The sequence below is a fragment of the Paracoccus sp. MBLB3053 genome, from assembly GCF_031822435.1.
Classification (GTDB): Bacteria; Pseudomonadota; Alphaproteobacteria; order Rhodobacterales; family Rhodobacteraceae; genus Paracoccus; species Paracoccus aurantius.
In genome coordinates this window covers 80,887-104,140 of sequence record NZ_JAVQLW010000004.1, presented here as the reverse complement: position 1 = coordinate 104,140, position 23,254 = coordinate 80,887, and the positions used below count along the sequence as shown (strand labels likewise).

The window sequence follows — 23,254 nt, the reverse complement described above, 5'->3', positions numbered from 1 at the left end:
GCTATGGCCGAGGATCAGGATGACAAAGTTGCGGCCCGGCTTGCCCGGCTGAAATCGCCGCCCCGAACGAAACGCAATCTCAGGCCCTATTTTGTGCCAGCAGCCACCCTGCTCATTGGCACGGCTATGGGCGCTTGGGCGATGATGCCGCGTACAGATGGTAAGGACGAAGTCGAAAGCCTGCCCACATCCAGCGTCACCGAGTTCCAGCAGGATCCCGGTCTCGCCGGCTTCACTGTGGCGAAAGCCCCGTCCGAGGTTTCGCAACCAGCTGCCGAGCTGACCAAACCCGCGCCGACAATCGCACCGGACCCGGCGCTAGAGGAATTGCGCTCGCGTCTGGCCAGCCTCGAGCGCGAGAACAAGGCGGCGGTGGAAAAGCTGCAGGCCGAGGTGGAGGCCGAGAAAGCCAAGGCGGCCGAGCAGGAACAGGCCCTCAGCGACGCGGAGGCCGAACGCCGCCGTCTCGAGGAAGAATTGCTGAATGCCGCGCAATTCGGCCTGCCCGATCAAGCCGCCGCCGAAGCGGAAGCGCAACGTCTCGCCGATCTCGAACGTCGCCGTCAGGAAGCCGCAGAGCAACGTCAGCGCCAGATCAATTCGCCGATGGTTGCGTTTCGCGCGGGTGGCAATGCCGCGGCAAGTGGTGCTGATCCGGCCGCCGCCATCGAGCCGGGAAGTGCTGCAGCGGATCGAGCCGGAACACCCGATTTCTTGCGCGCGGGCGCGGCGCGTGCCGAGATCACCAAAGCCGAGCGCATTGCGCATCCCGGCCAGACCGTGGTGCAGGGCACGATGATCGAGGCCACGCTCGAGACCTCGGTCGACACCAGCCTCCCCGGCAATGTCGTGGCCAATGTCAGCCAGGATGTCTGGTCGATGGATATGAGCCAGGTCCTGATCCCGCGCGGCGCCAAACTCTACGGTCGCTATTCGAATGAAATCAGCCAGGGCCAGCGACGGGTGATGATCGCCTGGGACCGGTTGATCCGGGCCGATGGGCTGACCGTGCGCCTCGAGGGCTATGGCAGCGACCGGGTCGGGCGATCCGGCCTGAATGGCAAGGTCAGGAACCACACGCTCAGCCGATTTGGTGCGGCCACCGTGGTCTCGGTGATCGGCGCCCTGCCCGGCATCCTCGAGGCCGCCGCCAATGATGGCGAGGAGGATGACGACAGCGACGCTCTTGCCGAGTTCTATTCCGGCATTGACCAGGGTGCATCCAATGCCCTCAGCGGCACCATGGCGGGCTATCTCAACCGCCCGCCGACCATCACCCTCGATCAGGGCCAAGTCGTGATCGTGCGGGTCAACAATGATCTGGAGCTCTTTTGATGGCGGTCGGCTTTCTTGAACATTATCTGCAGCCGCTCGCGCCGTTGATCGAAGATCCAGGTGCCATCGAGATTTCGATCAATGCCGATGGCCGGGTCTGGATCGAGCGCAGCGGTGACGCCCATATGGCCGCGTTCACGGATCTCATTCTAACCCCGCGCGCGGTCAGTGATCTCGCCAGCCAGATCGCCAATGAAGTGCGCCAGCCTCTGACCGAGCAATCGCCCATGGTCTCGGCGACGGTGGGGTTTCGGGGCGTCACTTTGCGCGCCCAGGCCGTGCTGCCGCCGGCTTCGGCGGAAGGCGCCATCCTCGCATTCCGCCTGTTCCGGGCGCGAGCTGCAGAGGACGAACCAAAGCGATTTGCCTTCCTGCGCACTCCGGAGACCTCCTCCGAGGCGGCAAGATGCGAGACGATCCGCTCCATTCGCGCGCTGATCCAGCCCGGCGGGGATCCCGATGGCTTTTTGCGGGCCGCCATCGCGGAGAGGTTGAATATCCTGGTCTCTGGCGGCACTTCGACCGGAAAAACCGAGCTTGCACGTCGCCTGCAATGGATGATCCCGGCTGAGGAGCGTCTGGTTCTGATCGAGGACGCGCCCGAACTCATGCCCGGGCAACCCAATCATGTCAGCCTCGTGGCCAGTCGCGATGAGGCCTCGCCGCGCTCGGCCGAAAAGCTCTTGCAGGCAACGCTGCGCCTGCGGCCGGACCGGATCATCTTGGGCGAATTGCGTGGGCGTGAAGCCGTCACCTATCTCGGCGCGATCAATTCTGGCCATGGCGGCTCTTTCACCACGCTTCATGCCGAAACCGCCCGCAAGGCCTTCGAAAAGCTGGCCCTCCTCGTCCTGGAAACGGGTACCCGTCTGAGTTTCGGCGAGGTGCTGCGCTACCTTTCCGGCTCGATCGATCTGGTGATTCAGGCCGGGCGCATCGGCCATCGCCGCGGCATTCTCGAGCTCTGGTTTCCCGGACTCGAGCAGGATCTGGGAGCGCCCTCATGACCAGCTGGGAGTTTGCTGCCGACCACCCGGAACTCACCGATCCCGAGGCCGAACGGCTGATCCACGCCCATGGCCATGATCCCGACGAGGCTCGACAGGACCTCGGCGATAGCTTCACCGTGACCGCCGAACTCTTTGCCTGGCTCGGCTATTGAGGGGGTCTGCATGCCGCGGCTGTTGATCGTTCTTCCCATCGCGGCGTTGGCCGGTGCGCTTCTCGGGTTGATGGCCGGTGGGATCTGGGTGCAGCTCAAAACCGGCGGCAATGCGCTGAATGGCGATATGTTCCTGCTGATCCGGCAATTCCCGGGCTGGGACGAGATCGGACAGGAGCCTTGGGCCTCGGGCTATCGCCTCGGATTGATCGGGGCCGCGCTGCTCACGGGTTTTGCTCTCCTCCTCTCCTTCGGCCAGAAGCTGACCGAATATGGCCAGGCGCATTTTCAGAGCAAAGCCGAGATCCGCCGCAATGGACTGTTACAGCCCATCGGGCGCGGCTTGGTCTTCGGAAAGCTCGGCAAGCCCAAGACCAAGGCGGCGATGATTGCCGCGGATTACGACAAATTCCCGCATTGCCTCGTCGTCGCCCCGACCCGCGCCGGCAAGGGTGTCGGCTATGCCATCCCGAACCTCTTGCTGTTTCCCGGCTCAATGGTGGTGCTCGACGTCAAAGGCGAGCTTTTCGAGGCGACCTCGCGCCATCGTCAGGCGCAGGGCGATGCGATCTTCTATTTCTCGCCTTTCGATTTTGATCATCCTTCGCATCGCTATAACCCGCTCGAGCGCGTCGCCCGGATCCGTCATGCCGATGAATGCTATACCGAGCTTGCCAAGATCGCGGATTACTTCCTCACCGTTTCCGACAAGGGCAGCGCCGGTGACTTCCTGACCGAAGGACGCGATCTCTTCATCGCTGCGGGACTTCTCGCCATTGAGCGCGGCCGCCCGACCATCGGCGAGATCAGCCGCATCCTCTTCGGTCAGGGCGCAACTTCGAGCGCCTATGCCGCCCATGCCGAGGAGGTGAAGCATCTCTCTGCCGCCCAGACCTTCCGCAAATTCGCAGGCTATTCCGATCGCACCCTCAGTTCACATGCCTCGGTATTGAGCGGGGCCGGGCTCTCGCTCTGGAACAACCCTGCCGTCGATCGCGCCACCAGCGGCAATGATTTTTCCTTTGCCGATCTGCGTCGTCAGCCGATGGCCGTCTATCTCGTGGTCAATGCCGATGCCATCAAGACATTGGCTCCGCTGATCCGGCTGTTTTTTGGTGAGCTCATCGCCACACTTCGCGCCAGCATGCCCGACCCTGCTCAGGAACCCTGGCCGGTGAAGATCATGCTCGATGAATTCGACCAGCTCGGACCGATGCCGATCATCGTGCAATCGCTAAAACAGCTGGCTGGTCATGGCGGTCGGGTCTCGATCATCACCCAATCCATCCCGGGCCTGGAATCAACGCCCTATTCCGAAAACGAGCGCCTCGGCATCGAATCCGCCGCCGGCATCAAGCTTTACCTCGCCCCGAACGAGAAAAAGACCGCCGAGGAGGTGTCGGAAGGGCTCGGCAAGACCACCAAGCTCGCGATCAGCGACAGCCTTTCGCGTGATGGCTCGGGCCTGCTGCGCCGCTCGATCTCGCGGCGCAATGAAGAACGCCCGTTGATGACACCGGACGAGTTGAAAAAGCTCGATCGCGACAAGGTCATCCTGATCCCCGAGCGCCAGCACCCGATCATTGCCGAGCGCATCGTCTATTACGAGGATCCCTATTTTAAGGAGCTGATGTCCGCGCAGAAGGGACCCCTGCCCTATCCCTCCCGCGACGGCGAAAACCTGCGGCGTTTGCGCGAAACCGTCGAGGACCTGACAAGGCGCATCGAAGCTCGCGGGATCATCACCTACCCGGCAAGGAGTGATCACGGGCCTCTCGTCGCGGGTGAAACCCCGAACCAAGAGGAGAAACCCAAGGTCAGCGCCGCGCCACCCACGCAGGCGAAACCTTCGTCGCCGAAATCAGAGGTCAACGTTTCGGGTCCAACTGCCCAAGCCATGCTGCAGGAAATAGAACAGGAGAGACCCGAATTGAGCGCCGAAGAGATGCTGGAGGCGCTAAAGCCGCAGGAAAAACGCGCCCTCGAGACCATGCAGGGCATCGAGCAGAAACTGCTGCGCAAATTGGGCGCGTGAGACGAGCACCGAGACTGAACCAGCTGCCCGCGTCAGCGCGCGATCACGTCCAGTCTGCGTCCTGCCGCTCTGCCGCGACAGCTGCCCTCGCCGCGTCAAGACCAACGCAGGTCAATATCCCGATGCGTCATTCCCAATCTGGCGTGAGCTTTTTCTGATCAGGTTTTTCCGGTTCAGCTGCCACCAGATCCGCCACGAATTTGGGCAAGGCGCTGTGCTTAACAGGGTCCAACCTTTCCTGTGGCAGTCGGTCCTCGATCAGGCTGAGAACTGCTTCGGCCTGAACCTTGTCGCGCGCGGCCTTGCCGGGATCACGATCGTCCCTTTGGGCAATCCAGAGCTTATGCGCCGCCCATATGGCCGGGGCAGGCGCGGTCATTCGGACCGGGAAGCCGCGGTCGTCGATCGCGATGGCCGTGAAGGCGGGCGCCGACACAAGCCATTCCAAGCCGACAATCGGGACAGGCGCGGCATCCCCTTCGATACCGCTGGCCTGGCCGGGCATGACCCGTTTCGCGGGGCGCGCCTCGGGGCGGATAAACTCGACCATGAACCCGTCCTTATTCGTCAGCCGGAAATCTCCCTTCTGACGCTGCTGAAACGACGGATCGACGGATCTGGCGATGGCCTCCAAGCCTCGCGCCTCTCCGTCAATTGCAATACGCAGGGGCGCGCGGTCGTCGATCAGAACATCCAGATCTCCGGTGGCGACCATCTCCCCGTTGAATGTCACCGCTGCCGCGGCCTCATAGGCATAGAGCGCATGCGTGCCCACCACCCGAAATCGAGCGGCCGCCGGGCTTTCATCCAGCTTGCGGATCAGCCTGGCCGCGATGCTGGGGACACGCTGGTGGTTGAGCGCCCGCATCACCGCTGCCAGTTGGTTGATCTTGCCGGCCAAAGTTGCGAGACGCTCCTCGGCCTCCTGTTTCTGCCGCAGATAATGCGCGAGAATGGCGTCGGTTTTGTCAGATCGGGGGCCGAGGCTTCGGGTCGACCTGATCCCATTTTTGGTCGTTCTGCGGTAGAGATACTCACGGCCTGCGCGCAGCTCGTAAGACATGTTTCCGCTGAGTTCGTCCTGTGATAGGTTTCTGACCCGTTGCCACTCTTCGAATGTGGCTACGAGATCAACCCGATCACGGATCACGCGGCTGTCTAAAGCACTGTAATACATGAATTTGGGACTCCGGCACGCTGTGCCCTAGAGTATAGTCACCAAATTCATATTTTTCAATATGATGTGCTGTTATCGTGGCCTCAGCGCATCTTGACCCCTTCCACCCCAGGTCATCCTGCCAGAGCGCTCATGTTCAGCGCGCAGCCCGCCAACCCGCCGCGACGGCTTCCTGCTCGTTGCAGAACCAGCGCTCGCCTTTCGAGACATTGATCCGGGTTTTGGCATAGGCCGGCGACCAGGGCATGTGATAGATCTTCTCGCCCTTGGCCGAAATATTCCCTTTGATCGGGCAATTCTTCCGCGGCGCAACCGGCGCCGCACGTTCCCAATCCTTGGCACGGAATGCCCGATCGCCCGCTTTCCCGCCTACAAGGACCTGTCTGGCTTCGACTTCTCGGCCAGCGAAGTCAATGAGGCGACAGTGCGCCAGCTGCACCGCTGCGAGTTCATGGGCGGCGCCGAGAACATCGTCTTAATCGGGGGGCCGGGCACCGGGAAGACCCATGTCGCGACCGCCCTCGGCATCCAGGCCATCGAGTATCATCGCTGAAAGGTTCGGTTCTTCTCGACCATAGAACTAGTCAACACGCTCGAGCAGGAAAAGGCGAGAGGCAGGACCGGCCAGCTGGCGGAAACCCTGATGCGGCAGGATCTCGTGATCTTGGATGAGCTGGGATATCGCCGTTCAGCCCCTCAGGCGGTGCCTTGCTCTTCCACCTCCTGAGCAAGCTTTACGAGCGCACCAGCGTCATTATCACCACCAATCTCAGCTTCAGCGAATGGGCGTTCGCCATCGGGCTCGGACCGATGGCGCCACGATGGCTCACTCTTCGGTGATGCCTAGATGACCACCGCGCTGCTCGATCGCCTAACCCACCGCTGCCACATTCACGAAACAGGAAATGACAGCTTCCGCTTCAAGGCAAGCTCGGCTGCCGCGACACGCAAGAAGAGGGAGGATACCGATGCCTTGACCAGGTCATGACCCGCCCAACATAATCTCAAGGTGGGTCAATTCTCGATGGAAAACCCGAGTCAGTTCTGGGTGGAAATCAACATTCAAGCTCTCCGATCTCGAAATGCGGACCATTCATGACCTTGCACGTCATGATGGACGGATCGCTTCCCCTGCCAGTCTGTCACCTGACTGGGATTGACCCCTTTTTTCCGTTTCAACCGACCAGCGACCAGAGACCAAGCGACAGCACCGGAAAAATGCAGACTGCAGCCAGCACGGCAACGACGGCGATGACGAAAGGCACGACCTCGCGGAACACTGCCGATGCTGGCGTTTGGCTAATCTGCGAGGCAATAAAGACAAGGATGCCTACCGGGGGCGTCACCCCGCCCAGTTGCAGGTTGATGATCATGATGATGCCGACCTGAATCGGGTCGAAGCCGGCGGCAGTCATCAGCGGCAGGAACAAGGGGGCGGCGATCAGCATCGCGGGGGTGAGGTCGAGGAACATCCCTGCCACGAACAGCGTAAGCACCATTATCAACAGAAGGCCGTACGGGCCAAGCGCCAGATCCTTCGCATGGGCGATCAGATCTTGCGGAAGTCCTTCGGCAACCAGCACCCAGGCGAAGGGCACCGATGCCGCGATCAGGAAACCGATCAGAGCGCTGTCCACGCAGCAATCGGCAAGCGAGCGGTATAACTCACGCCACGTGCATTCGCGGAAGATGAACTGGCCCAGCACCAGCGCCCAGACAAGCGCGATCACCCCGGCCTCGGTCGCGGTGGTGATGCCGAAGCGGATGCAGCCCAGCACCGCGACCGCGATGACCAGAGCAGGCAAGGCGCGGACGAAGGCGCGCCAGACCACATGCATCGGCGCACGAATGCCCGAAGCCTCATAGCCCCGGCGACGGGCAGTGACATTGTTGACGAACATCAGGGCGGCGGCGATCAGCAAGCCCGGAACGATCCCGGCAACGAACAGCTGCGCGATCGAGACATTCGCCACCGAGGCGTAGACCAGCATGGCGATGGCCGGCGGCAGAATGTTCGGCAGGATAGAGGACACCGCCGTGATCGCGCAGGAGAATGCGGGAGAATAGCCCCGCTTGACCATCTGCGGCACCAGCACCTTGGTGGTGCTGGCGGCATCGGCGCCCGAGGAGCCGGAAATGCCGCCGACCAACACGCTGTTGAACACGTTCACCTGCGCCAGCCCACCCCGGAAGTGTCCAAACAGTGCCACCGCCAGATCGATGAGCCGCGCGGACAGCCCACCGATGTTCAAGAGATAGCCTGTGGTCAGAAAGAAAGGGATCGCCAGCAGGATGAACTTGCTCGACCCCGCGACCATGTTCTGGATCACGGCCGGTGCGGGCAGCAGGCCGCCGCTCCAGGTGGTCATCACCACCCCGAGCAGCATCGAAAAGGCGACGGGAACGCCGAGCGCCAGGGCAATGAAGAAGGTCACGAGCATCAGTAGGCTGGCCGACATGCCCGCGAAGGGGGACAGCGCCGGATACTGCATCCCAATGCAGAGCAGACCGCCTAAAAGAATCGCAGCGGCCCGTCGCAGGATCGCGCGCGGCTGGACGGGTTCGGACAGATAAAAGAATAGAGCCAACGCGCCCGCGGCCGGGATCACCGCATAGCGCAACGCGTTCGGCCAGCGCAGGGCGGTGCTGACGCCTCCGACCATGTTCGACAACTGATAGCCCGCGATGGTCAGCGCAATCAGGGCCAAGGCGATCAGCACATCACGCAGGAACTCGGCAACGCGGCGCAGACCTGGCGACATCCGATCAAGCACTAGTTCGACCGAGACATGCCGCTGCCCCCGCATTCCCATTGCAACGCCGATGAAAATCAACCAAGTAAAGCCCCAGATCGCGAATTCCTCGCTCCAAGGGACGCCTTGGCTGAATGCGTAGCGGGCGATCACGCTGACGAAGATCACCGCGGTCATCGCGACCAGAAGGAAGACTGCGATCCCTCCGGCGATCTCTTCCACCAAGCGGGCCGGGCGCTGCAGGCCCGTCGCGGGAACGGGATCGCCAGCCGTTTCCAGGTTGATTATCGGATTGTCCTGCATCACGGATGCCTTTCCTTGGCTGCCGGTGTCACGATGGGCCGGTTCGGGCGCGGCAGGGGCTGCGCCCGATCATCGGTCGTCACTCGATCGCCTTGATGGCTCCGATCGTCTCTTCGGCACCGGGGATTTGCGGCGCGAACTTGGCCAAGACCGGTTCCATCAGTTCGATCCAGGGCTGCTTGTCGCTGACGACATGCAGGGTGGCGCCCAGCTTCTCGGTCTCGGCCAGCGATGCGGCATCGACCTCGGCCAGCAACGGCCCGGCCTCCGCCTGCACTTCCGTCGCGGCCTTGGTGATGGATTGCTGATATTCGCCCGGCAGCGAATCCCACCAGCTCTTCGCCACGACCCAGCTGCCCATCGCATAGACATGGCGCAGATCAGTGTAATGCGGCGCCACTTCATAGAATCGGAAGGTCAGGTAGTTGGTGGCCGTGTTGTCAAACATGTCGACGACGCCGGTCTGCATGGCGTTATAGACCTCGGAGGCCGGGATCGGCACCGGTCGGGCGCCGACAGCCTCCCATAGGGCGATATGGATCGGGCTCTGGATCACACGGATCTTCTTGCCGGCGACATCGCTTGGCGCATCGACGGGGAAGGTGCTCATCGGCTGACGCGCGCCGTTAATCGAAAAGCCCAGCAGATGGAAGCCCTGCTCCTCGAATTTCGAGGCAAGCCGTTCTGTCAGGACCGCGTTCGCCGCTGCGGCATGGGCGTCGTCCCGGAACAGGAACGGCAGGTCCAACACCTGCACCTCGGGAATCCACGTGGCGAAGACCGAGCTGGTGATGATGCCGGCCTGGACCGAGCCCAGACGCATCCCCTCGGCGGATTCCACCTCGCCACCCAAAAGGCCGTTGGCGAAGAGCTGGAATTTCACCGCACCATCGGTGGCCTCGGACACCGCGTTGGCGAAGTTCTCCGCCGCGACATATTTAGGGTTGCCTTCCTGCACGTCCAGCGACAGTCGCGCGGTGAATTCCTGTGCAAAAGCCGCGGTGCCAAAGGTCAGGCTGGCGGCCAGCGCCACCGTCAGGGTCTTGATTACTGCCATGGGTCACATCCTCCCGTTGACCATGTTTATGGATTGCCGGCCTCCCGCCGGCGGCTGTTCAAAGGACCGAGATCATCCCGCCATCGGCATAGATGATCTGGCCCGAGACATAATTGGACGCGTCCGAGGCGAGGTAGATCGCGGTTCCCGCCAGCTCCTCGGGCAGACCCCATCGCCGCATTGGCGTGCGCGCCTTGACCCAGCCGTCGAAATCCGGATTCGACAGCAGTGCCTCGTTCATGTCGGTGACCATGTAGCCGGGGCCGATGGCATTGGCCTGGATGCCAGCCTCGCCCCATTCAGCGGCCATGGCCTTGGTCAGCATCTTAATGCCACCCTTGGCGACCGTGTAGGGCGCTACCGTGGCACGGGCGAGTTCCGAGGTCAGTGAGCCGATATTGATGATTTTGCCGCGTCCACGTGGCGCCATCCGCCGGGCTGCCTCGCGCCCGATCACGAAAGCCGAGGTCAGGTTCGCCTCGATCACCCGGCGCCAGTCGGCGGTGGCCAGCTCCAGCATCGGCTTGCGGAACTGGATGCCGGCATTGTTGACCAGAATATCCACCGCCACGCCCTCGGCGTCGAAACCTTCGAAAGCGTTGATAATGGCCGTCTCGTCGGTGACGTCGAACGCAGCGGTCAGCACGTCATGGCCGGCCGCCCGCATATCGTTCGCCGCGATTTCCAGCCGCGCAACATCGACGCCATTCAGGATCACCCGGGCGCCTGCGCCCGCCAGCCCCTCGGCGAAGGCTCGGCCCAGCCCACGGGACGAGCCGGTGATCAACGCCGTGCGCCCGGTCAGAGCGAACAGTTTCAGGCTCATTGGTCCAACTCCGACAGGCGTGTGGTAAGGTCGCTGCGCTCAAAGAAGGCAGGCACAAGCTCGGTGCCCAGGCCCGGCCCCTCCATCGGATAGACAAAACCGCCCTCGATGCGCGGCACTTCGGTCACCAGTTCCCGATACCAGCCCTTGTAGAAGGCACGGACGCTTTCCTGGATCAGTGTATTCGGCTGGCTGAAGCTCATGTGGATGGCAGCTGCAAATCCGACTGGGCCGATACAATCATGCGGCGCGAAGGGGCGGTGATAGGTATCGGCCATGGCGGCGATCTTGCGGCCTTCCGTCAGCCCGCCGGTCCAGCACAGGTCGGCCATCACGACATGCGCGGCGTCGCGATCCATGTAGTCCTTGTAAGCGAAGCGCGACCCCAGCGTTTCCGAGGCGCAGGTCCACACCGACGTGGAGCGCGCGAATTCTGCCAAAGCCTGCGGCGAATTCATCCGGATAGGGTCCTCATACCAGCGCGGCGCATAGGGCTCGATGGCGCGGGCGATGTCCTTTGCGACGGGGAGGTTCCACAGCGAGTGCAGCTCGACCATAATTTCCATCCGGTCGCCGACCGCCTTGCGGATCAACTCGAACGGCTTCAGCGCCGTTTTCATCTGCTCAGCGGTGATGAACATGCCCTTGTTCTCGATCGCGGCCGGATCGAAGGGCCAGATTTTCATCGCGGTGATGCCCTGATCCAGCAGATCTTCGGCCAATTCGCCGGCCCGGGTCATGAAGCCGTCGAGGTCCTCATAGGGCGACGGTTCGGTGTTCAGGTTCCACGTATCGACCGGCTTGATCTTGTTGGTGCGCACATAGCGGGTACCGGCACAGGTATTGTAGACGCGGACCCGATCCCAGCTCTGCCCGCCCAGCATGGTGTGGACCGGCTGGCCGGCGACCTTTCCGAAAATGTCCCACAGCGCGATATCCACCGCCGAAGCCGCACGGTATTCGACCCCGGTCGAGGCTTGCGCATTCGGCAGCGAGATCATTTCCTTGTGCAGAAGCTCAATCTTCAGCGGGTCCTGGCCCAGCAGCCGCACCGCCAGCGTGTTGTGGATATGCGCCTCGCAGGCCTCGGCACCGTAAAAGGTCTCGCCCAGGCCGGTGATCCCGGCATCGGTTTCGATATGGACCCAAAGGACGTTGGCGAATTCCTCGACCCGATAGGTCCGTATGGCGGTGATCTTCATTTCTGGTCGGCCTCCCCTCGCACCTGCGCTGTGCCGCCACTGATCGGCATGCAAAGACCACCCCAGCGCCCGCGACTCCCGGACGACTGCCCGGCGCGGGCACCGGTTCCTCCTCGAATCCGGTGCGACACAGATATGACTTCATCCCGTTAAGACGGAATGCTATCTTTTGGCAACAGAAATCAGCGTGGCTGTGCGACTAAATGAATAAACCTATCATACAATCCAGCAAAGGTGATCAACTGAAATCCTCCGGCCTGGTCGAGCGGGTGATGCGGGACATTCGCACCCTGATCCGCGACAAGAAGCTGGTTTCAGGAGATGTTCTGCCCTCCGAAGCCGCATTGGCCACAGAGTTGGATGTGTCGCGCACCATCGCGCGCGAGGCGTTGCGCGGGCTCGCTGCCCTGCGCATTCTCGAAGTCGGCAATGGCCGCCGTGCGCGGGTGGCCGCCGCCGATGCCGATGCTCTGAGCATGATTCTAGATCACACGGTCTATACCGGGCAATTGAGCATCCAGCAGATACTCGACGTCCGCCGCACATTGGAGTTGCGCACGGCCAGTCTCGCTGCCTTGCGGCGCAGTGATGCCGAAGCGCGCGAGTTACTGGATGTGGTGGGGCAGATGTTCGAGGCATTGGAAGAGAATGCCCCCGAGACCATCATGGAACTGGATATCCGCTTTCACGAGATCATCGCCCGTGCCTCGGGCAATGCGCTTTATTCCATCCTCGTGGACAGTTTCCGCGTCATCACCCGGCAAACCTGGGCGATCGGCTGGCGCTCGCGCGCGACCTACGAGAACCGACAGGAGAATATCCGCTGTCACGAGCGCATTGCGACCGCGATCCTCGCCCAGGATCCCGGCCGCGCCGAAGCCGCCATCGGCGAGCATTTCGACAGCGCCGTCACGGTGCTGTTGAGGGCCGGCGTGACCTGATGGCGCGACTTGCCGTTAGACCCTGCGGCCTTGATGTCTGTTTGTTTGAGCACCACGCCTCTCAGGCCGTATGTGTCTTAAAGCGTCGTTTTGCGAAAGGTCGCATCGGCCCAGAGTCGCCGGTCGAGCATCGCCGATGCCGCACGGCGGCATTCGCCGATGCGGCCGTTCGACACGTGGCGCAGCATTTCGAGCCGATGACGGTCGGTGAAGCGGACTTTACGGCCATTCGCGGCAGTTGCGAAACTGGGTCATGGTGTCCTCTCCGCCGCGCGCGTCACAGCATTCCCAATATTGCATTGCATTGCAGCGCGGTTCCGGGCTTGTATAGCAAACGCACCAATTCACACGGAAGCACGGGTAGAGATTTCCCTGAGAAATGGACGCCAGATGGTCGAGTCGGCCAATGTGGATCCAGAGGCGCTGGCACGGCTCCCGTCGAAACACTCACCCCGGCCGATGAGCCGGCCTGGATGCAGGATCGGGCGGCGCTGTGGAATGCGGTCGAGGCGGCGGAAACCCGGAAAAATTCGCAGGTCGTCCGCGAGATCCGGGTGGCACTGCCGGCCGTGGTGACGCGGGTGGCGGAGGTTCTGGCCGGCCAGGAGCGGAAGGGCGAACAGGCGCGCGAACTGAGACACCAGGACAGGGGTATGGATCACAGCATGTAGCCCGCGGTGATCCGACCAGCCCCGCCCCGCTCTTTCCGTATAGGGCTGTAGGGGCGGGGCTGGTCTATTGGGCGGTACGGATGTTCATCCCGGAAACCTCTCAGGATGGCTGCTTCAGAACAGTTTCTTTATCAACTTGACAGCCTTCTTCGCGAAGCGTTTCAATTCGCGGCCCGTCTTTCGGAAACCATCAACTACACGATCGAGGAAGCCAAGAGCTGAATCACCGATCGCCGCCGCTGCCACGATAATCCCGGCAAGAACACATGACCAACCCGGAATGGCATAGTCGACAGGAGCGCCTTCCGGCCCCACCACTGTCAACATGCAGGGGTTTTCGATTCGATGGCGGGTGACATTTGTATCGTCATCAGGGTCACCTAGGACATTCTCGAAGTCGAAATCACCCAAGAGCATCCTCTGACCCCCATCCCAAGCTTCGCCGCCCGGAGGCGGAGTGCTGATAACTGGACCTGGAGTGTAGACGTTATAGACGAGCTTGCTGAAAAAATCGCCGAACCGGTCATATTGCATCGTGTAAAAGATATGACCGAGCTCTTCGATATTTTCATCACTCATGCCGGATTCGGTTAGCAGCCTGTGGAACTCAGCACGAGCACCATTACCACCATCATCGAAGACGTAGCGCATCGGGTCCATTTCATTAACCCTAGATGCAGCTTCTGCCAGCTGTTGTAAGGGTATCCCCTTAAACTGGCATGCTTCGACAAGATACTCTCTTATCTCTGCCATCTTTTGGTCGAATTCCATTTCGGAGAAAGTCGGCATCTGTCCTCGCAACGGCTATATGAGAATAAAACCATAGCACGGAGCGCTTCCGATAGAACTAGTCTTTATCCGTTACATGACAGCGCGTTAGTGTAATTCGATTAGATAAGCCGGGGGCGGATTTCAGCCTCGTGCACGCCTGCAACATCTCCGGTGGCATCACTGCCACCCCGGCGCGGTCGCGCGCAATGAGACCCTGCGCGCATCGAAACGTTTCGGCCGGACGATCTGGTGACGATGGAGCGGGTTGGTCTGGTCTATCTGGCGGACCCGCTCCCCTGTTTCACTGCTGGGCGTGGAACCGTTCCTCATCGGTGCGGACGAAGCCGCCTTCGTCGATCAGTAAGAAAATCCGGTTCTCCACCTTGGCCACGGATTTGAAGTTCGTCACGAGCTGCGCCCTCGAAGGCGGGCAAAGGCGTCCTCAAGCCCGAAATATTCTTTGACGGACGGTCCATAGACAAGCAGCCTTTTGGCACGGCCTCAGGAGGGTGTGTTTTGTCCGATAATGGGAATGGCGGTTCGGCTGGTGATGGCGAGGGGCGGGGCTTCGCCTCAGGGCTAACCGTTGGTGCCATCATCACCCTCGTCGTAACGGCGACAATGGCGCCCCTTGTTGACTTCTTTGCTTATCCGGCCTGCTATGTTCTCGACCGGTCCGACGATTTCATGATCGGAAGCTACGAAAAAGCGATCGAGGGCCTTAAGAAAAACAGGCTGCAAGAGGACGACACCCAAAGAGAAATCGAAACCAGAAATGGTATTCTGGCTTCAAGGGCGGCCAAGATGACCGAATTGACGGAGCGCAGGAGGAGCTGCATTTCAGCTAATGCCGCCCAGCAGATTGGCGAGCAAGAAACTCCCGAATGCGCTGAGGTTACGGATACGGAGTATCAAAAGGAGATGGATGAGCTACAAAAATCATATGATTTCCATTCAGTCGAACGGTTCAAAGAGGAGGATCAACTTTCGGAACTGCAAAAGGAGGGCAACTTCCTTGCGCGGCAAATGCAAATGCAGATTCAGGAAAGGGCTAAACTTCCCGAAATCTGCCACCAGTTCTTCAGTATGAAGACACTCAACGACCTCATGGAAGAGCCAGTCCGAGCAGCCCCTGTTAAGCTGTGGTAGATCGCCGGTTCACAAGGCAAATCCAGACAGCTTCACCAGTGCCGCCTTGCAGTAATCAGGGCGGTCCTTCTCGGCGCGGTGAAGGGTCGGGACTTCTGCTGGGCCGACACACAAGTCGGCCATGCTGCGGCCAGATCAGATGTCGGCGATGGGCTCCGAGCAACATGCCGCGGTCACAGCAATTGGCTGAGGTGAGCTTCCTGCCCTGCCGCTAGGACGGGCCGGCCCATACCGGCCGCTAACCCTTCATCAATGCTGCGGTGCCGCGTGCTGTAAAGCTGTCGGTCAGGCACGAAGCAGAAGACCTTGATGACAGCATGGTTCGGCACCATCGGTCAGGCCACCAGCCGGCCTTTTTCAAGGCAGTAATTGCGGCTGCATAGCGCTCCAAGAAACGCCTCGTTCTGCTCAACCAGCAGCATCGTCAAGCGCAGTCGGTTACGCAGCATCAAAAGCGCCTCAACGATCTCTTCGCGGATCGAGGGCTGGATCCCTTCGGTTGGCTCATCCAGCATCACTAGACGCGGCGCGGCGCACAAACAGCGGGCCAGCGCCAAGATCTGCTGCTCTCCTCCGGAAAGAACGCCCCCAGGGCGATCGACAATGGGAACAAGACGCGGGAACAGCGCCAGCATCTCATTGGCCCGCGTCAAGGGCTGGCCGCCTGCCAGACAGGCCGCCTGCAGGTTCTCGCGCACCGTCAGGCGTGGGAAAATCCGCCTGCCCTGTTTGACATAGCCCAGTCCCATCCTGGCCCGCTGATGTACTGGCAGGCTGGTTATCTCCTTACCATTCAGCGCAATATGGCCGTCGGTAGCTGGCAGCGCCCCGCTGACTGTCATCAACAGCGTGGTTTTCCCCATGCCGTTATGGCCGAGGATGCCAACGAATTCGCCCTCGGAGACATTGAGGGTAATGTCGCGAAGGATCGGGATCTGGCCATAGCCCGAATGCACTCCGACAAGATCCAGCATCACGCCACCTCCTTACCCAGATAGACATCACGGACGCGCTGATCCGACAGGACTTGATCGGCAGGCCCCTCGATCAGCACCGAGCCTTGATTGAAGACGGTGATGCTGCGGGCAATCCGCCGGATGAACGCCATGTCATGTTCGACCACGATCACCGAGCAGCTTCGGGCCAGCTCGATCAGCAGATCGCCCAGCCGATCGACTTCGTCGCCGGTCATGCCCGCGGCCGGCTCATCAAGCAGGATCAGCGATGGCGAAGGCGCAATGACCGTGGCTAGCTCGACCAGCTGCCGTTGCCCATGTGCCAGAATACCGACCTTTGCCGCGGCAAGATGGCCGATCCCGATGCGCTCCATCACCTCGTCGCAACGCTTCTTCGCCAGCACCGAACTCAGCTCCCGCGATGCCGCCAACATCACGTTTTCACGCACGGTCATCGAATTGAAGACCGAAGGCACCTGAGTCTTGATGCCCATGCCGGCGCGGGCGATCCGCGCACTGCCCTGGCCGATGATCGACCGGCCATTGAACAGCACCTCGCCCGAGCTTGGGCGATGCTGGCCCGACAGCATGCGGAAGAACGTGGATTTTCCGGCACCATTCGGTCCGATCAGGCAATGAAGCTCGCCCTCGCGCAGCGACAGGCTGACATCGCGCACGGCGACGACACCACCAAAGCGCATGGTCAGATTGCGGGCCTCCAGCAGGTAATTGCCGCCCATCACATTTCCTCCTGCGCCATGACCTTGGCGGCGGTGCTGCGGTGCCGCACCACTGCCAGAAGCCGGTCACAACCGGCCTGCATCAAGGGCAGGATGCCCTTGGGCAGCACGAGCACGAACAGCGTCAGTACCAGCCCCATCACCAAATTCGGGTCCAGCCATGCCCCCGCATTCAGCGTGCCAAGCCAATTGGAAAAGGCCAGCAGCAGAAAGCATGCGATAACCGGCCCGGCCAGCGTGCCCAGCCCACCGACGATCACCCAGACCAGCAATTGCGAACTCGTCGCAAGGCTGAACATATTCGGACTGACAAAGACGCAATTGGCGAAAAGCACGCCCGCCAGCCCGGCAAGCCCCCCGGAGATACAGAATGCGCCCAGCTTGTAAAGCCGGGTGTCATAGCCGAGCAATTCGGCACGCAGCTCGTTTTCGCGCAGGGCCACCACCACCCGGCCGAAACCGGTCGCCAGCAGTAACCGGCAGATGACATAGGACAGGATCAAAGCCAGCACGCAAAGCACATAGATCTGCTCGGGCCAGAGCGGTGCGCCTTGCAGATCGGTCAGGATCGGGGTCGAGGGAATGCCGTTGAACCCGCCAAGTGGCGCTTTGCCGATCTTCCATTCGCTGCCCGAGGTCTGGTTGATGAAGCGATAGAGGATCAGCGACAGGACAAGGGTGATGACGCCCAGATAGACATCGCCCAGCCTGCCCCAGAACATGAAATAGCCGATCGCCGCCGCCACGGCCGCCGCGACAAGGATCGCGAGCAGCGCCGCGGCGGTTGTATCGCCGATATTCAGCGCCAGCACCGCATAGGCATAGCCGCCGATCCCGAAAAACGCGGTCTGGCCAAAGCTGAGAATGCCGGAAAATCCCCAGATCAGCGCCAGTGAAAGCGCGAGGATGGCGAAGGCGCAATAGATCGAGCCAGACAGGATCAGCGTCATGTCCCCGCCCGATGGCACAACGATCAGCGCCCATGCGGCGGCAAGGATCATTGCCGCCATACCAAGGCGGCCCGAAGTCACGGTTGGGTACTTCATTGCGATCTCCGGAAGAATTTGCTGGTGATCCCCTGCGGCAAGACCCGTAGCAGGATGACCGCCGTCGCCAGCAGCGCCACCTCGGCCAGAACCGGGGTCGACAGGAAGGTCATGATCACATTGACGCCGCCCAAGAGCCCCGAGGCAGACAGCGTTCCGGCGATAATGGCCGGGCCGCCCGAGATCACCGTGATGAAGCATTTAGCCAGATATGAAGCGCCGATGGTCGGAACCACGCCGGCGATTGGTGCGATCAACGCCCCGGCAAACCCGCTCAGCGCCGCGCCGGTGACGAAGGTGGCGCGATAGACCGCGCGCTGGTTGATCCCCAACGCTTCAGCCATCTCGCGGTCCTGCATCGTTGCCCGCGCGATCAGCCCGATCCGGCTGAAGCGCATGACCAGATATCCGGCGACGACCAAGGCGATGGTGACGGCGACAAGGAACAATTCGTAAAGGCCGATTGTGAAGCGCCCGATGGCGACGCTGCCAAAGGGCGTCGAAATCCCCGAGACGGAATTGCCGAAACTGACGGTGACAAGACCGATCAGGATCAGGCTGACGCCCCAGGTGGCCAGCATCGTGTCCAGCAGCCGCCCGTAAAGATGGCGGATCACCAGATATTCCACGACCAGCCCAACCAGCCCGACCAGAATTGGTGCCAGCACGAAGCAGGACAGCAGCAGCGGCACGCCATGCTGAGCGGCGATGACGGCGGTATAACCGCCCAGCATCAGGAACTCGCCATGGGCGAAGTTGATCACGCGCATCATGCCGAAGATGACGGCAAGACCGGCGCTGATCAGCACCAGATTGGCAATGCTGATCGTGGTCTGAAGAAGGATAATCGCGACATAGTCCATGAAAGGCTCTCCGATTGCGGATGCGTGGCTCAGCGCGGCTATAGGAGCGCCTACCGGCGCTCCGGCCCAGAGGCGCTAGCCGGCGATCTCCGGCACTTCGACGACATATTGCGTCGCGTCATTCGGGTTCGCCCCGAGGTCGCAGACCGCCAGCGTGTCGCTGGGGGGCTGCTGTGAAAAGCTTTCGAGAACGACGTAGTTGTTGGCGCGCACTTCGGCGATATAGCTGTCGAGCGTGTTGTGATGGGTCTGGGCGTTGATCGTGGTCACGCCCGCCGGACCCGAGAAGGAAAGGCCCGTCTCCAGCGCCTCGATCACCGGGTCACGTTCGATCGTGCCCGCCATCTCGACCGCTTTCGCCCACAGGTTGACGGCGTGATAGGTCATTGCGCCGCCTTCGGTGATCGCGTCGGCCTTGTCGCCGAATTTCGCGTAATATTCGGTCTTGAACGCTTCGTTTTCCGGCGACTTGATCCCGTCGAAATAGGCATAAGACACGATGATCCCGTCATGCTCTTCGGAGGTGGTCAGCACCTGCTCATTGCCGATGCCGAAGGTCGTCGAGGCCATCGGGATCTTGTCCTTCATCCCCGAAGCGAGCCATTGGCGGTAAAAGGCGTTATGGGCGCCGCCCACCAGAACCGACATGACGATATCGGGCGCTTGTGCCTGAATCTGGCGTATGGTCGAGCCGAAATCATTGACATCGAGCGGGAAGAAATCGGCCCGGACGACGTCGCCGCCATTCTCCCGGACGAATTTCTCGATCCAGCGCGTGGTGATCTGGCCGTAATTGTAGTCGGCCGCCAGTACGTAAACCTTCTTGCCGCCGAACTTCTGCATCACATAGGGGGTGAATTTTTCAAGTGTCTGTCCCGGGGTCGATCCCATGCAGAAGGTATTCCGGTCGCAGACACCGCCTTCGTAAAGCAGGCTGTAGAAATACAGCGTCCGGTAACGGTCCAGCACCGGGCGCATCGCCTCGCGCGAGGCCGAGAGGATGCCGCCGAAAACCACCGCCGCCCTTTGTCGCGTCGCCGCCTCGGTCGCATACTGCGCGTAAAGCTGCATATTCGATTGCGGATCATAATTGACCAGTTCGATCTCGCGCCCAAGGACGCCGCCGGCGGCATTCAGCTTGTCCACCGCGAGGTTGAGGCAGTTGATCATCGGACGTCCATAGATGTCGATCCCGCCCGATGCGTCGTGAATTCCCGCAATCTGGATCTTGTCGGCCGCGGCCAGAGCCGGGCGCGCAAGGAAGGGGGTTGCAAGAAGGCCTGCAGCACCCAGGCCCAGGAAATGTCTGCGTTGCATGTCTTTCATGGTGGACTCCCTGTTTTCAAATTTTTCTGGAGACGGCATTCCGGTCGGCCTGATTTCCGGGGCCCGAACCCCGAAAAGGCCATATTTTTCCCAATAGACACGAACCCTGTCACGGCACCGGCTCTTCCCGATCAGAGTGGGCGCGACACTGCTGGCGGCACGATATTGTGCCTAGTGATTTTGGGCTGAAATGGCACCTTGTTGTGCCTGCTGGCCGGGCGGTATCCGCAATCAAAGCGGCAGCGCATTGGCCAGCGAAGTTTCGGGCTTGGCAGACGAGAGCTGATTTGCGCCCGTTCCTTCTCCTGTCGCATCCGCCATCGGCACCCGACCGGTCAACAGGATTTTTCCGATGCGCGAAGTTTTCACCCCTCGTCCTTCTCGCCGCGCCGGGCAAGGATCAGCGTTTAGGCAGGACGTTTCCGTTGCGCGTAAAATTCGCGCAGGTTTTGATCGGACCAGTCAGGGTTTTCTGCCCTCGATCCGGCAGAATTATACCGAATAGGGCAGTTTCCGAAACCGGCGGCCGCCCATACTTTCCGGCGTTCCCGAGACCGCCATTTGCGATCACCTAAAAGAATTAGCGCCGCCAAGCTGCTGATTTAATTCAAATAATACGGGAAATTCAACAATCGCATCCGCCTTTTAAAAAACACTTGCCTATCTGAATAATCTTCCCCTACTGTCAAATTACGCATTCAGAATCGAATGCATCACGCCGCCAAGCGCCCGAAGCACCCGGCGGCTCCAACTCCCCCCAACGACTTCACAGCAGCGTGGTCGCGCATGCCCGCATCGGACGTTTTCCGTCCCTTGCCATCGGTTTGCGCGACGCGGATCGAAAGGAAACTCATCATGAGTATGGACGGAGCGGACGCTGGTCCGACGTTGAAACATGCGCGTGCCCGACTGGCAATCGATGTCGGCGGAACATTCACCGATGTTTTCGTACTGGATACCGAAGGCAACCAGACGGTGGCGAAAGTCCCCAGCACCGCCAACCCAATCGACGCCATCATGAACGGTGCCGAAGCGGCAAATATCGACTGGCATGATGTCGATCTTTTCACCCATGGCACGACCGTCGCGACCAATGCGCTGATCACGCGCAATTTCAAGCCGGTCGCCATGGTGACGACCGAAGGGTTCCGGGATGTTCTGGAAATCGGCCGGGGCACCCGCGAGGACCCGTGGGACGCCTATAAGGAAGGAACCCCGCCCTATGTGCGCCGCCGCGACCGTTTCGCCGTTCGGGAACGGATCAACTACCGGGGCGAGATCATCGAGCCGCTGGACGAGGAGCGCGCCCGCGAGATCGCGCGCATCCTGAAAAAGCGTCAGGTCCATGCCGTCGCGGTATGCTTCATCAATGCCTATGTGAATGGCGTGCATGAACAGCGCATGGCCGAGATTCTGGCCGAGGTTCTGGGGCCGGATATCGCCATCTCGACCTCGCATGAAACCCATCCTGAAATCTTCGAGGATGACCGTTTCTCGACCACCGTGGCGAATACGATTCTCGCCCCGATCATCCGTCCCTATGCGCGCGACATCGACCGCCGGACGACCGAGGCCGGCTATCAGGCCGATGTGTTGCTGCTGCATTCGGGCGGCGGGGTGATGACGCCGGCGACCGCCGAGAAATATGCCGCGCGCCTTGCGGCTTCGGGCATCGCCGCCGGGGCGATTGCCAGCAAATATTTCGCCGAACTCTGCGGCTATCGGAACTCCATCGGCCTCGATATGGGGGGCACCTCGGCGGATATCTCGCTGGCCGAGAACGGTCATCTGCGCATGACCGACAAATGGGAGGTGGATTGGGGCCATCCGATCTGTTTCCCCTCGATCGAGGTGCTGACCATCGGCGCGGGCGGCGGCTCGATTTCCTGGCTCGACAAGGCCGGATCGCTGCGTAACGGCCCGCAATCGGCCGGTTCGGTGCCGGGACCGGCCTGCTATGCGGCGGGCGGGAGCGAGCCGACCAATACCGACGCGAATATCATTCTGGGGCGCGTCGGCACGACCCTGGCCGGTGGCAAGAAATCCCTGAACCGCGAGGCGGCGCTTGGGGCAATGCAGAAGATCGCCAAGCCGCTGGATCTCGATCTGGTCGAGGCATCGCTGGCCACGCTTCGTGTTGCCAATGCGAATATGGCCGATGCCGTGCGCCTGATCTCGATCGCCCGAGGCCATGATCCGCGCGATTTCGCGCTGGTCGCCTTCGGAGGGGCCGGACCGCTGCATGGTGTTGATATTGCCCGCGAACTCAATATCCCGGTGGTGATCGTTCCGCCCAATCCCGGCGTGACCTCGGCAGTGGGCTGCATGCTGGTCGATGTCCAGCATGACGTCACCCAGATGTATTTCGAGGATGCAGCCTCGGCCGAGCCCACCGATGTCGAGGCGGCCTTCGGGAAACTCGAACTTGAGGGACGCGACCGGTTGCAACGCGATGGCGTCGCCGAGGGAGACATGACTTTCCAGCGTTTCGTCGACATGCGCTATCGGGGTCAATGGCGCTCGCTGGCGGTTCCGGTTCCGGGCCAGATCACCACGATGGATGAGGCTTTGGCCATCTTCCATAACGAATATGAAAAGGCCCATAACTTCCGCCGCGAGGATTTCCCGGTCGAGATCTACCGCCTGACCGTGCGTGCCATTGGCGTGACGCCAAAGCCCTCCTTCCCCAAGGTCGCAATCGACCCGAACGCGAAGGCGGTGCCCAAAGGCAGCCGCGAGGCCTGGTTCCACGACCATCCCGCCGCCATGATCACCCAGCTTTATGACCGCGAGACGCTGCCCGCAGGCGTCACCATCAAGGGTCCCGCGATCATCGACCAGCTCGATTCAACCACCGTCATCCCGCCCGGCGATGTGGCCTATATCGACGAATGGCTGAACATCCAGATCAAGCTCGGTGCGGCATAAGCGCCCCCGTCAT

General features: G+C 61.2%; 21 protein-coding genes and 1 pseudogene. 9 read left to right on the top strand and 13 right to left on the bottom strand.

Annotation, left to right across the window (positions count from 1 at the left end; all coding sequences use genetic code 11):
* Positions 1-3 precede the first annotated feature (3 nt).
* The 4 genes from RGQ15_RS19045 to RGQ15_RS19030 are packed head-to-tail and all read left to right on the top strand — an operon-like array spanning position 4 to position 4,532.
* A complete protein-coding gene (locus RGQ15_RS19045; protein ID WP_311162361.1) occupies positions 4-1,335 on the top strand; it encodes a TrbI/VirB10 family protein in 1,332 nt (443 codons plus the stop codon).
* A complete protein-coding gene (locus RGQ15_RS19040; RefSeq protein WP_311162360.1) occupies positions 1,335-2,342 on the top strand; it encodes an ATPase, T2SS/T4P/T4SS family in 1,008 nt (335 codons plus the stop codon). Before RGQ15_RS19045 ends, RGQ15_RS19040 begins: the two co-directional genes overlap by 1 nt.
* Complete coding sequence (locus RGQ15_RS19035) at positions 2,339-2,497, top strand: hypothetical protein (protein ID WP_311162359.1); 159 nt, start codon at positions 2,339-2,341, stop codon at positions 2,495-2,497. The genes RGQ15_RS19040 and RGQ15_RS19035 overlap by 4 nt, the downstream gene beginning before the upstream one ends.
* A 10-nt stretch (positions 2,498-2,507) precedes the next feature.
* The gene (locus RGQ15_RS19030; protein ID WP_311162357.1) at positions 2,508-4,532 is read left to right on the top strand and encodes a type IV secretory system conjugative DNA transfer family protein; all 2,025 of its coding nucleotides are present in this window, start codon (positions 2,508-2,510) and stop codon (positions 4,530-4,532) included.
* A 127-nt stretch (positions 4,533-4,659) separates the two neighbouring features.
* Here RGQ15_RS19030 and RGQ15_RS19025 read toward each other — a convergent pair whose 3' ends face one another.
* A complete protein-coding gene (locus RGQ15_RS19025; protein ID WP_311162356.1) occupies positions 4,660-5,709 on the bottom strand; it encodes a GSU2403 family nucleotidyltransferase fold protein in 1,050 nt (349 codons plus the stop codon).
* A 136-nt stretch (positions 5,710-5,845) separates the two neighbouring features.
* Positions 5,846-5,956, bottom strand: a complete 111-nt coding sequence (locus RGQ15_RS22445; protein ID WP_457621030.1) for a sunset domain-containing protein — start codon at positions 5,954-5,956, stop codon at positions 5,846-5,848.
* 48 nt (positions 5,957-6,004) lie between these two features.
* Between RGQ15_RS22445 and istB the strand changes: the two are divergent.
* Positions 6,005-6,697 (top strand): annotated as a pseudogene (istB, locus tag RGQ15_RS19015) (IS21-like element helper ATPase IstB); the annotation flags it as partial.
* Between the two features lie 187 nt (positions 6,698-6,884).
* On the opposite strand, the gene RGQ15_RS19010 reads toward istB, so the two are convergent.
* From RGQ15_RS19010 to RGQ15_RS18995, 4 genes are all read right to left on the bottom strand, one after another.
* The gene (locus RGQ15_RS19010) at positions 6,885-8,765 is read right to left on the bottom strand and encodes a TRAP transporter large permease (RefSeq protein ID WP_311162355.1); all 1,881 of its coding nucleotides are present in this window, start codon (positions 8,763-8,765) and stop codon (positions 6,885-6,887) included.
* A 79-nt stretch (positions 8,766-8,844) separates the two neighbouring features.
* A complete protein-coding gene (locus RGQ15_RS19005; RefSeq protein WP_311162354.1) occupies positions 8,845-9,822 on the bottom strand; it encodes a TRAP transporter substrate-binding protein in 978 nt (325 codons plus the stop codon).
* A 58-nt stretch (positions 9,823-9,880) separates the two neighbouring features.
* On the bottom strand, positions 9,881-10,648 hold the full coding sequence (locus tag RGQ15_RS19000) for an SDR family oxidoreductase (protein WP_311162353.1): 768 nt from the start codon (positions 10,646-10,648) through the stop codon (positions 9,881-9,883).
* The gene (locus RGQ15_RS18995) at positions 10,645-11,850 is read right to left on the bottom strand and encodes a mandelate racemase/muconate lactonizing enzyme family protein (protein WP_311162351.1); all 1,206 of its coding nucleotides are present in this window, start codon (positions 11,848-11,850) and stop codon (positions 10,645-10,647) included. Before RGQ15_RS18995 ends, RGQ15_RS19000 begins: the two co-directional genes overlap by 4 nt.
* Before the next feature lie 272 nt (positions 11,851-12,122).
* Here RGQ15_RS18995 and RGQ15_RS18990 point away from each other — a divergent pair, with 272 nt between their 5' ends.
* Positions 12,123-12,791 carry a FadR/GntR family transcriptional regulator gene (locus RGQ15_RS18990; protein WP_311162350.1) on the top strand — a complete coding sequence of 223 codons (669 nt, stop codon included), beginning with the start codon at positions 12,123-12,125 and terminating at the stop codon, positions 12,789-12,791.
* On the top strand, positions 12,791-13,462 hold the full coding sequence (locus RGQ15_RS18985) for a MobA/MobL family protein (RefSeq protein WP_311162349.1): 672 nt from the start codon (positions 12,791-12,793) through the stop codon (positions 13,460-13,462). Before RGQ15_RS18990 ends, RGQ15_RS18985 begins: the two co-directional genes overlap by 1 nt.
* Positions 13,463-13,576: 114 nt before the next feature.
* Here the strand turns inward: RGQ15_RS18985 and RGQ15_RS18980 are convergent, their stop codons facing one another.
* Positions 13,577-14,251 (bottom strand): hypothetical protein, encoded by a 675-nt coding sequence (locus RGQ15_RS18980; RefSeq protein WP_311162348.1) that lies wholly within the window; start codon positions 14,249-14,251, stop codon positions 13,577-13,579.
* Between the two features lie 498 nt (positions 14,252-14,749).
* Between RGQ15_RS18980 and RGQ15_RS18975 the strand changes: the two genes are divergently transcribed.
* The gene (locus RGQ15_RS18975; protein ID WP_311162347.1) at positions 14,750-15,382 is read left to right on the top strand and encodes an EMC3/TMCO1 family protein; all 633 of its coding nucleotides are present in this window, start codon (positions 14,750-14,752) and stop codon (positions 15,380-15,382) included.
* Between the two features lie 335 nt (positions 15,383-15,717).
* On the opposite strand, the gene RGQ15_RS18970 is transcribed toward RGQ15_RS18975, so the two are convergent.
* The 6 genes from RGQ15_RS18970 to RGQ15_RS18945 form a co-directional block, all read right to left on the bottom strand.
* Positions 15,718-16,356, bottom strand: a complete 639-nt coding sequence (locus tag RGQ15_RS18970) for an ABC transporter ATP-binding protein (RefSeq protein ID WP_311162346.1) — start codon at positions 16,354-16,356, stop codon at positions 15,718-15,720.
* The gene (locus RGQ15_RS18965) at positions 16,356-17,078 is read right to left on the bottom strand and encodes an ABC transporter ATP-binding protein (RefSeq protein ID WP_311162345.1); all 723 of its coding nucleotides are present in this window, start codon (positions 17,076-17,078) and stop codon (positions 16,356-16,358) included. Before RGQ15_RS18965 ends, RGQ15_RS18970 begins: the two co-directional genes overlap by 1 nt.
* Positions 17,078-18,124 carry a branched-chain amino acid ABC transporter permease gene (locus RGQ15_RS18960; protein ID WP_311162344.1) on the bottom strand — a complete coding sequence of 349 codons (1,047 nt, stop codon included), beginning with the start codon at positions 18,122-18,124 and terminating at the stop codon, positions 17,078-17,080. Before RGQ15_RS18960 ends, RGQ15_RS18965 begins: the two co-directional genes overlap by 1 nt.
* Entirely contained in the window at positions 18,121-18,987 is an 867-nt protein-coding gene (locus RGQ15_RS18955) for an ABC transporter permease subunit (RefSeq protein ID WP_311162343.1), read from the bottom strand. Before RGQ15_RS18955 ends, RGQ15_RS18960 begins: the two co-directional genes overlap by 4 nt.
* A gap of 75 nt (positions 18,988-19,062) precedes the next feature.
* Complete coding sequence (locus RGQ15_RS18950; protein ID WP_311162341.1) at positions 19,063-20,313, bottom strand: urea ABC transporter substrate-binding protein; 1,251 nt, start codon at positions 20,311-20,313, stop codon at positions 19,063-19,065.
* Positions 20,314-20,544: 231 nt separating this feature from the next.
* On the bottom strand, positions 20,545-20,682 hold the full coding sequence (locus tag RGQ15_RS18945) for a hypothetical protein (RefSeq protein WP_311162339.1): 138 nt from the start codon (positions 20,680-20,682) through the stop codon (positions 20,545-20,547).
* 486 nt (positions 20,683-21,168) lie between these two features.
* Between RGQ15_RS18945 and RGQ15_RS18940 the strand changes: the two genes are divergently transcribed.
* Entirely contained in the window at positions 21,169-23,241 is a 2,073-nt protein-coding gene (locus tag RGQ15_RS18940; protein ID WP_311162338.1) for a hydantoinase/oxoprolinase family protein, read from the top strand.
* Positions 23,242-23,254: the final 13 nt, after the last annotated feature.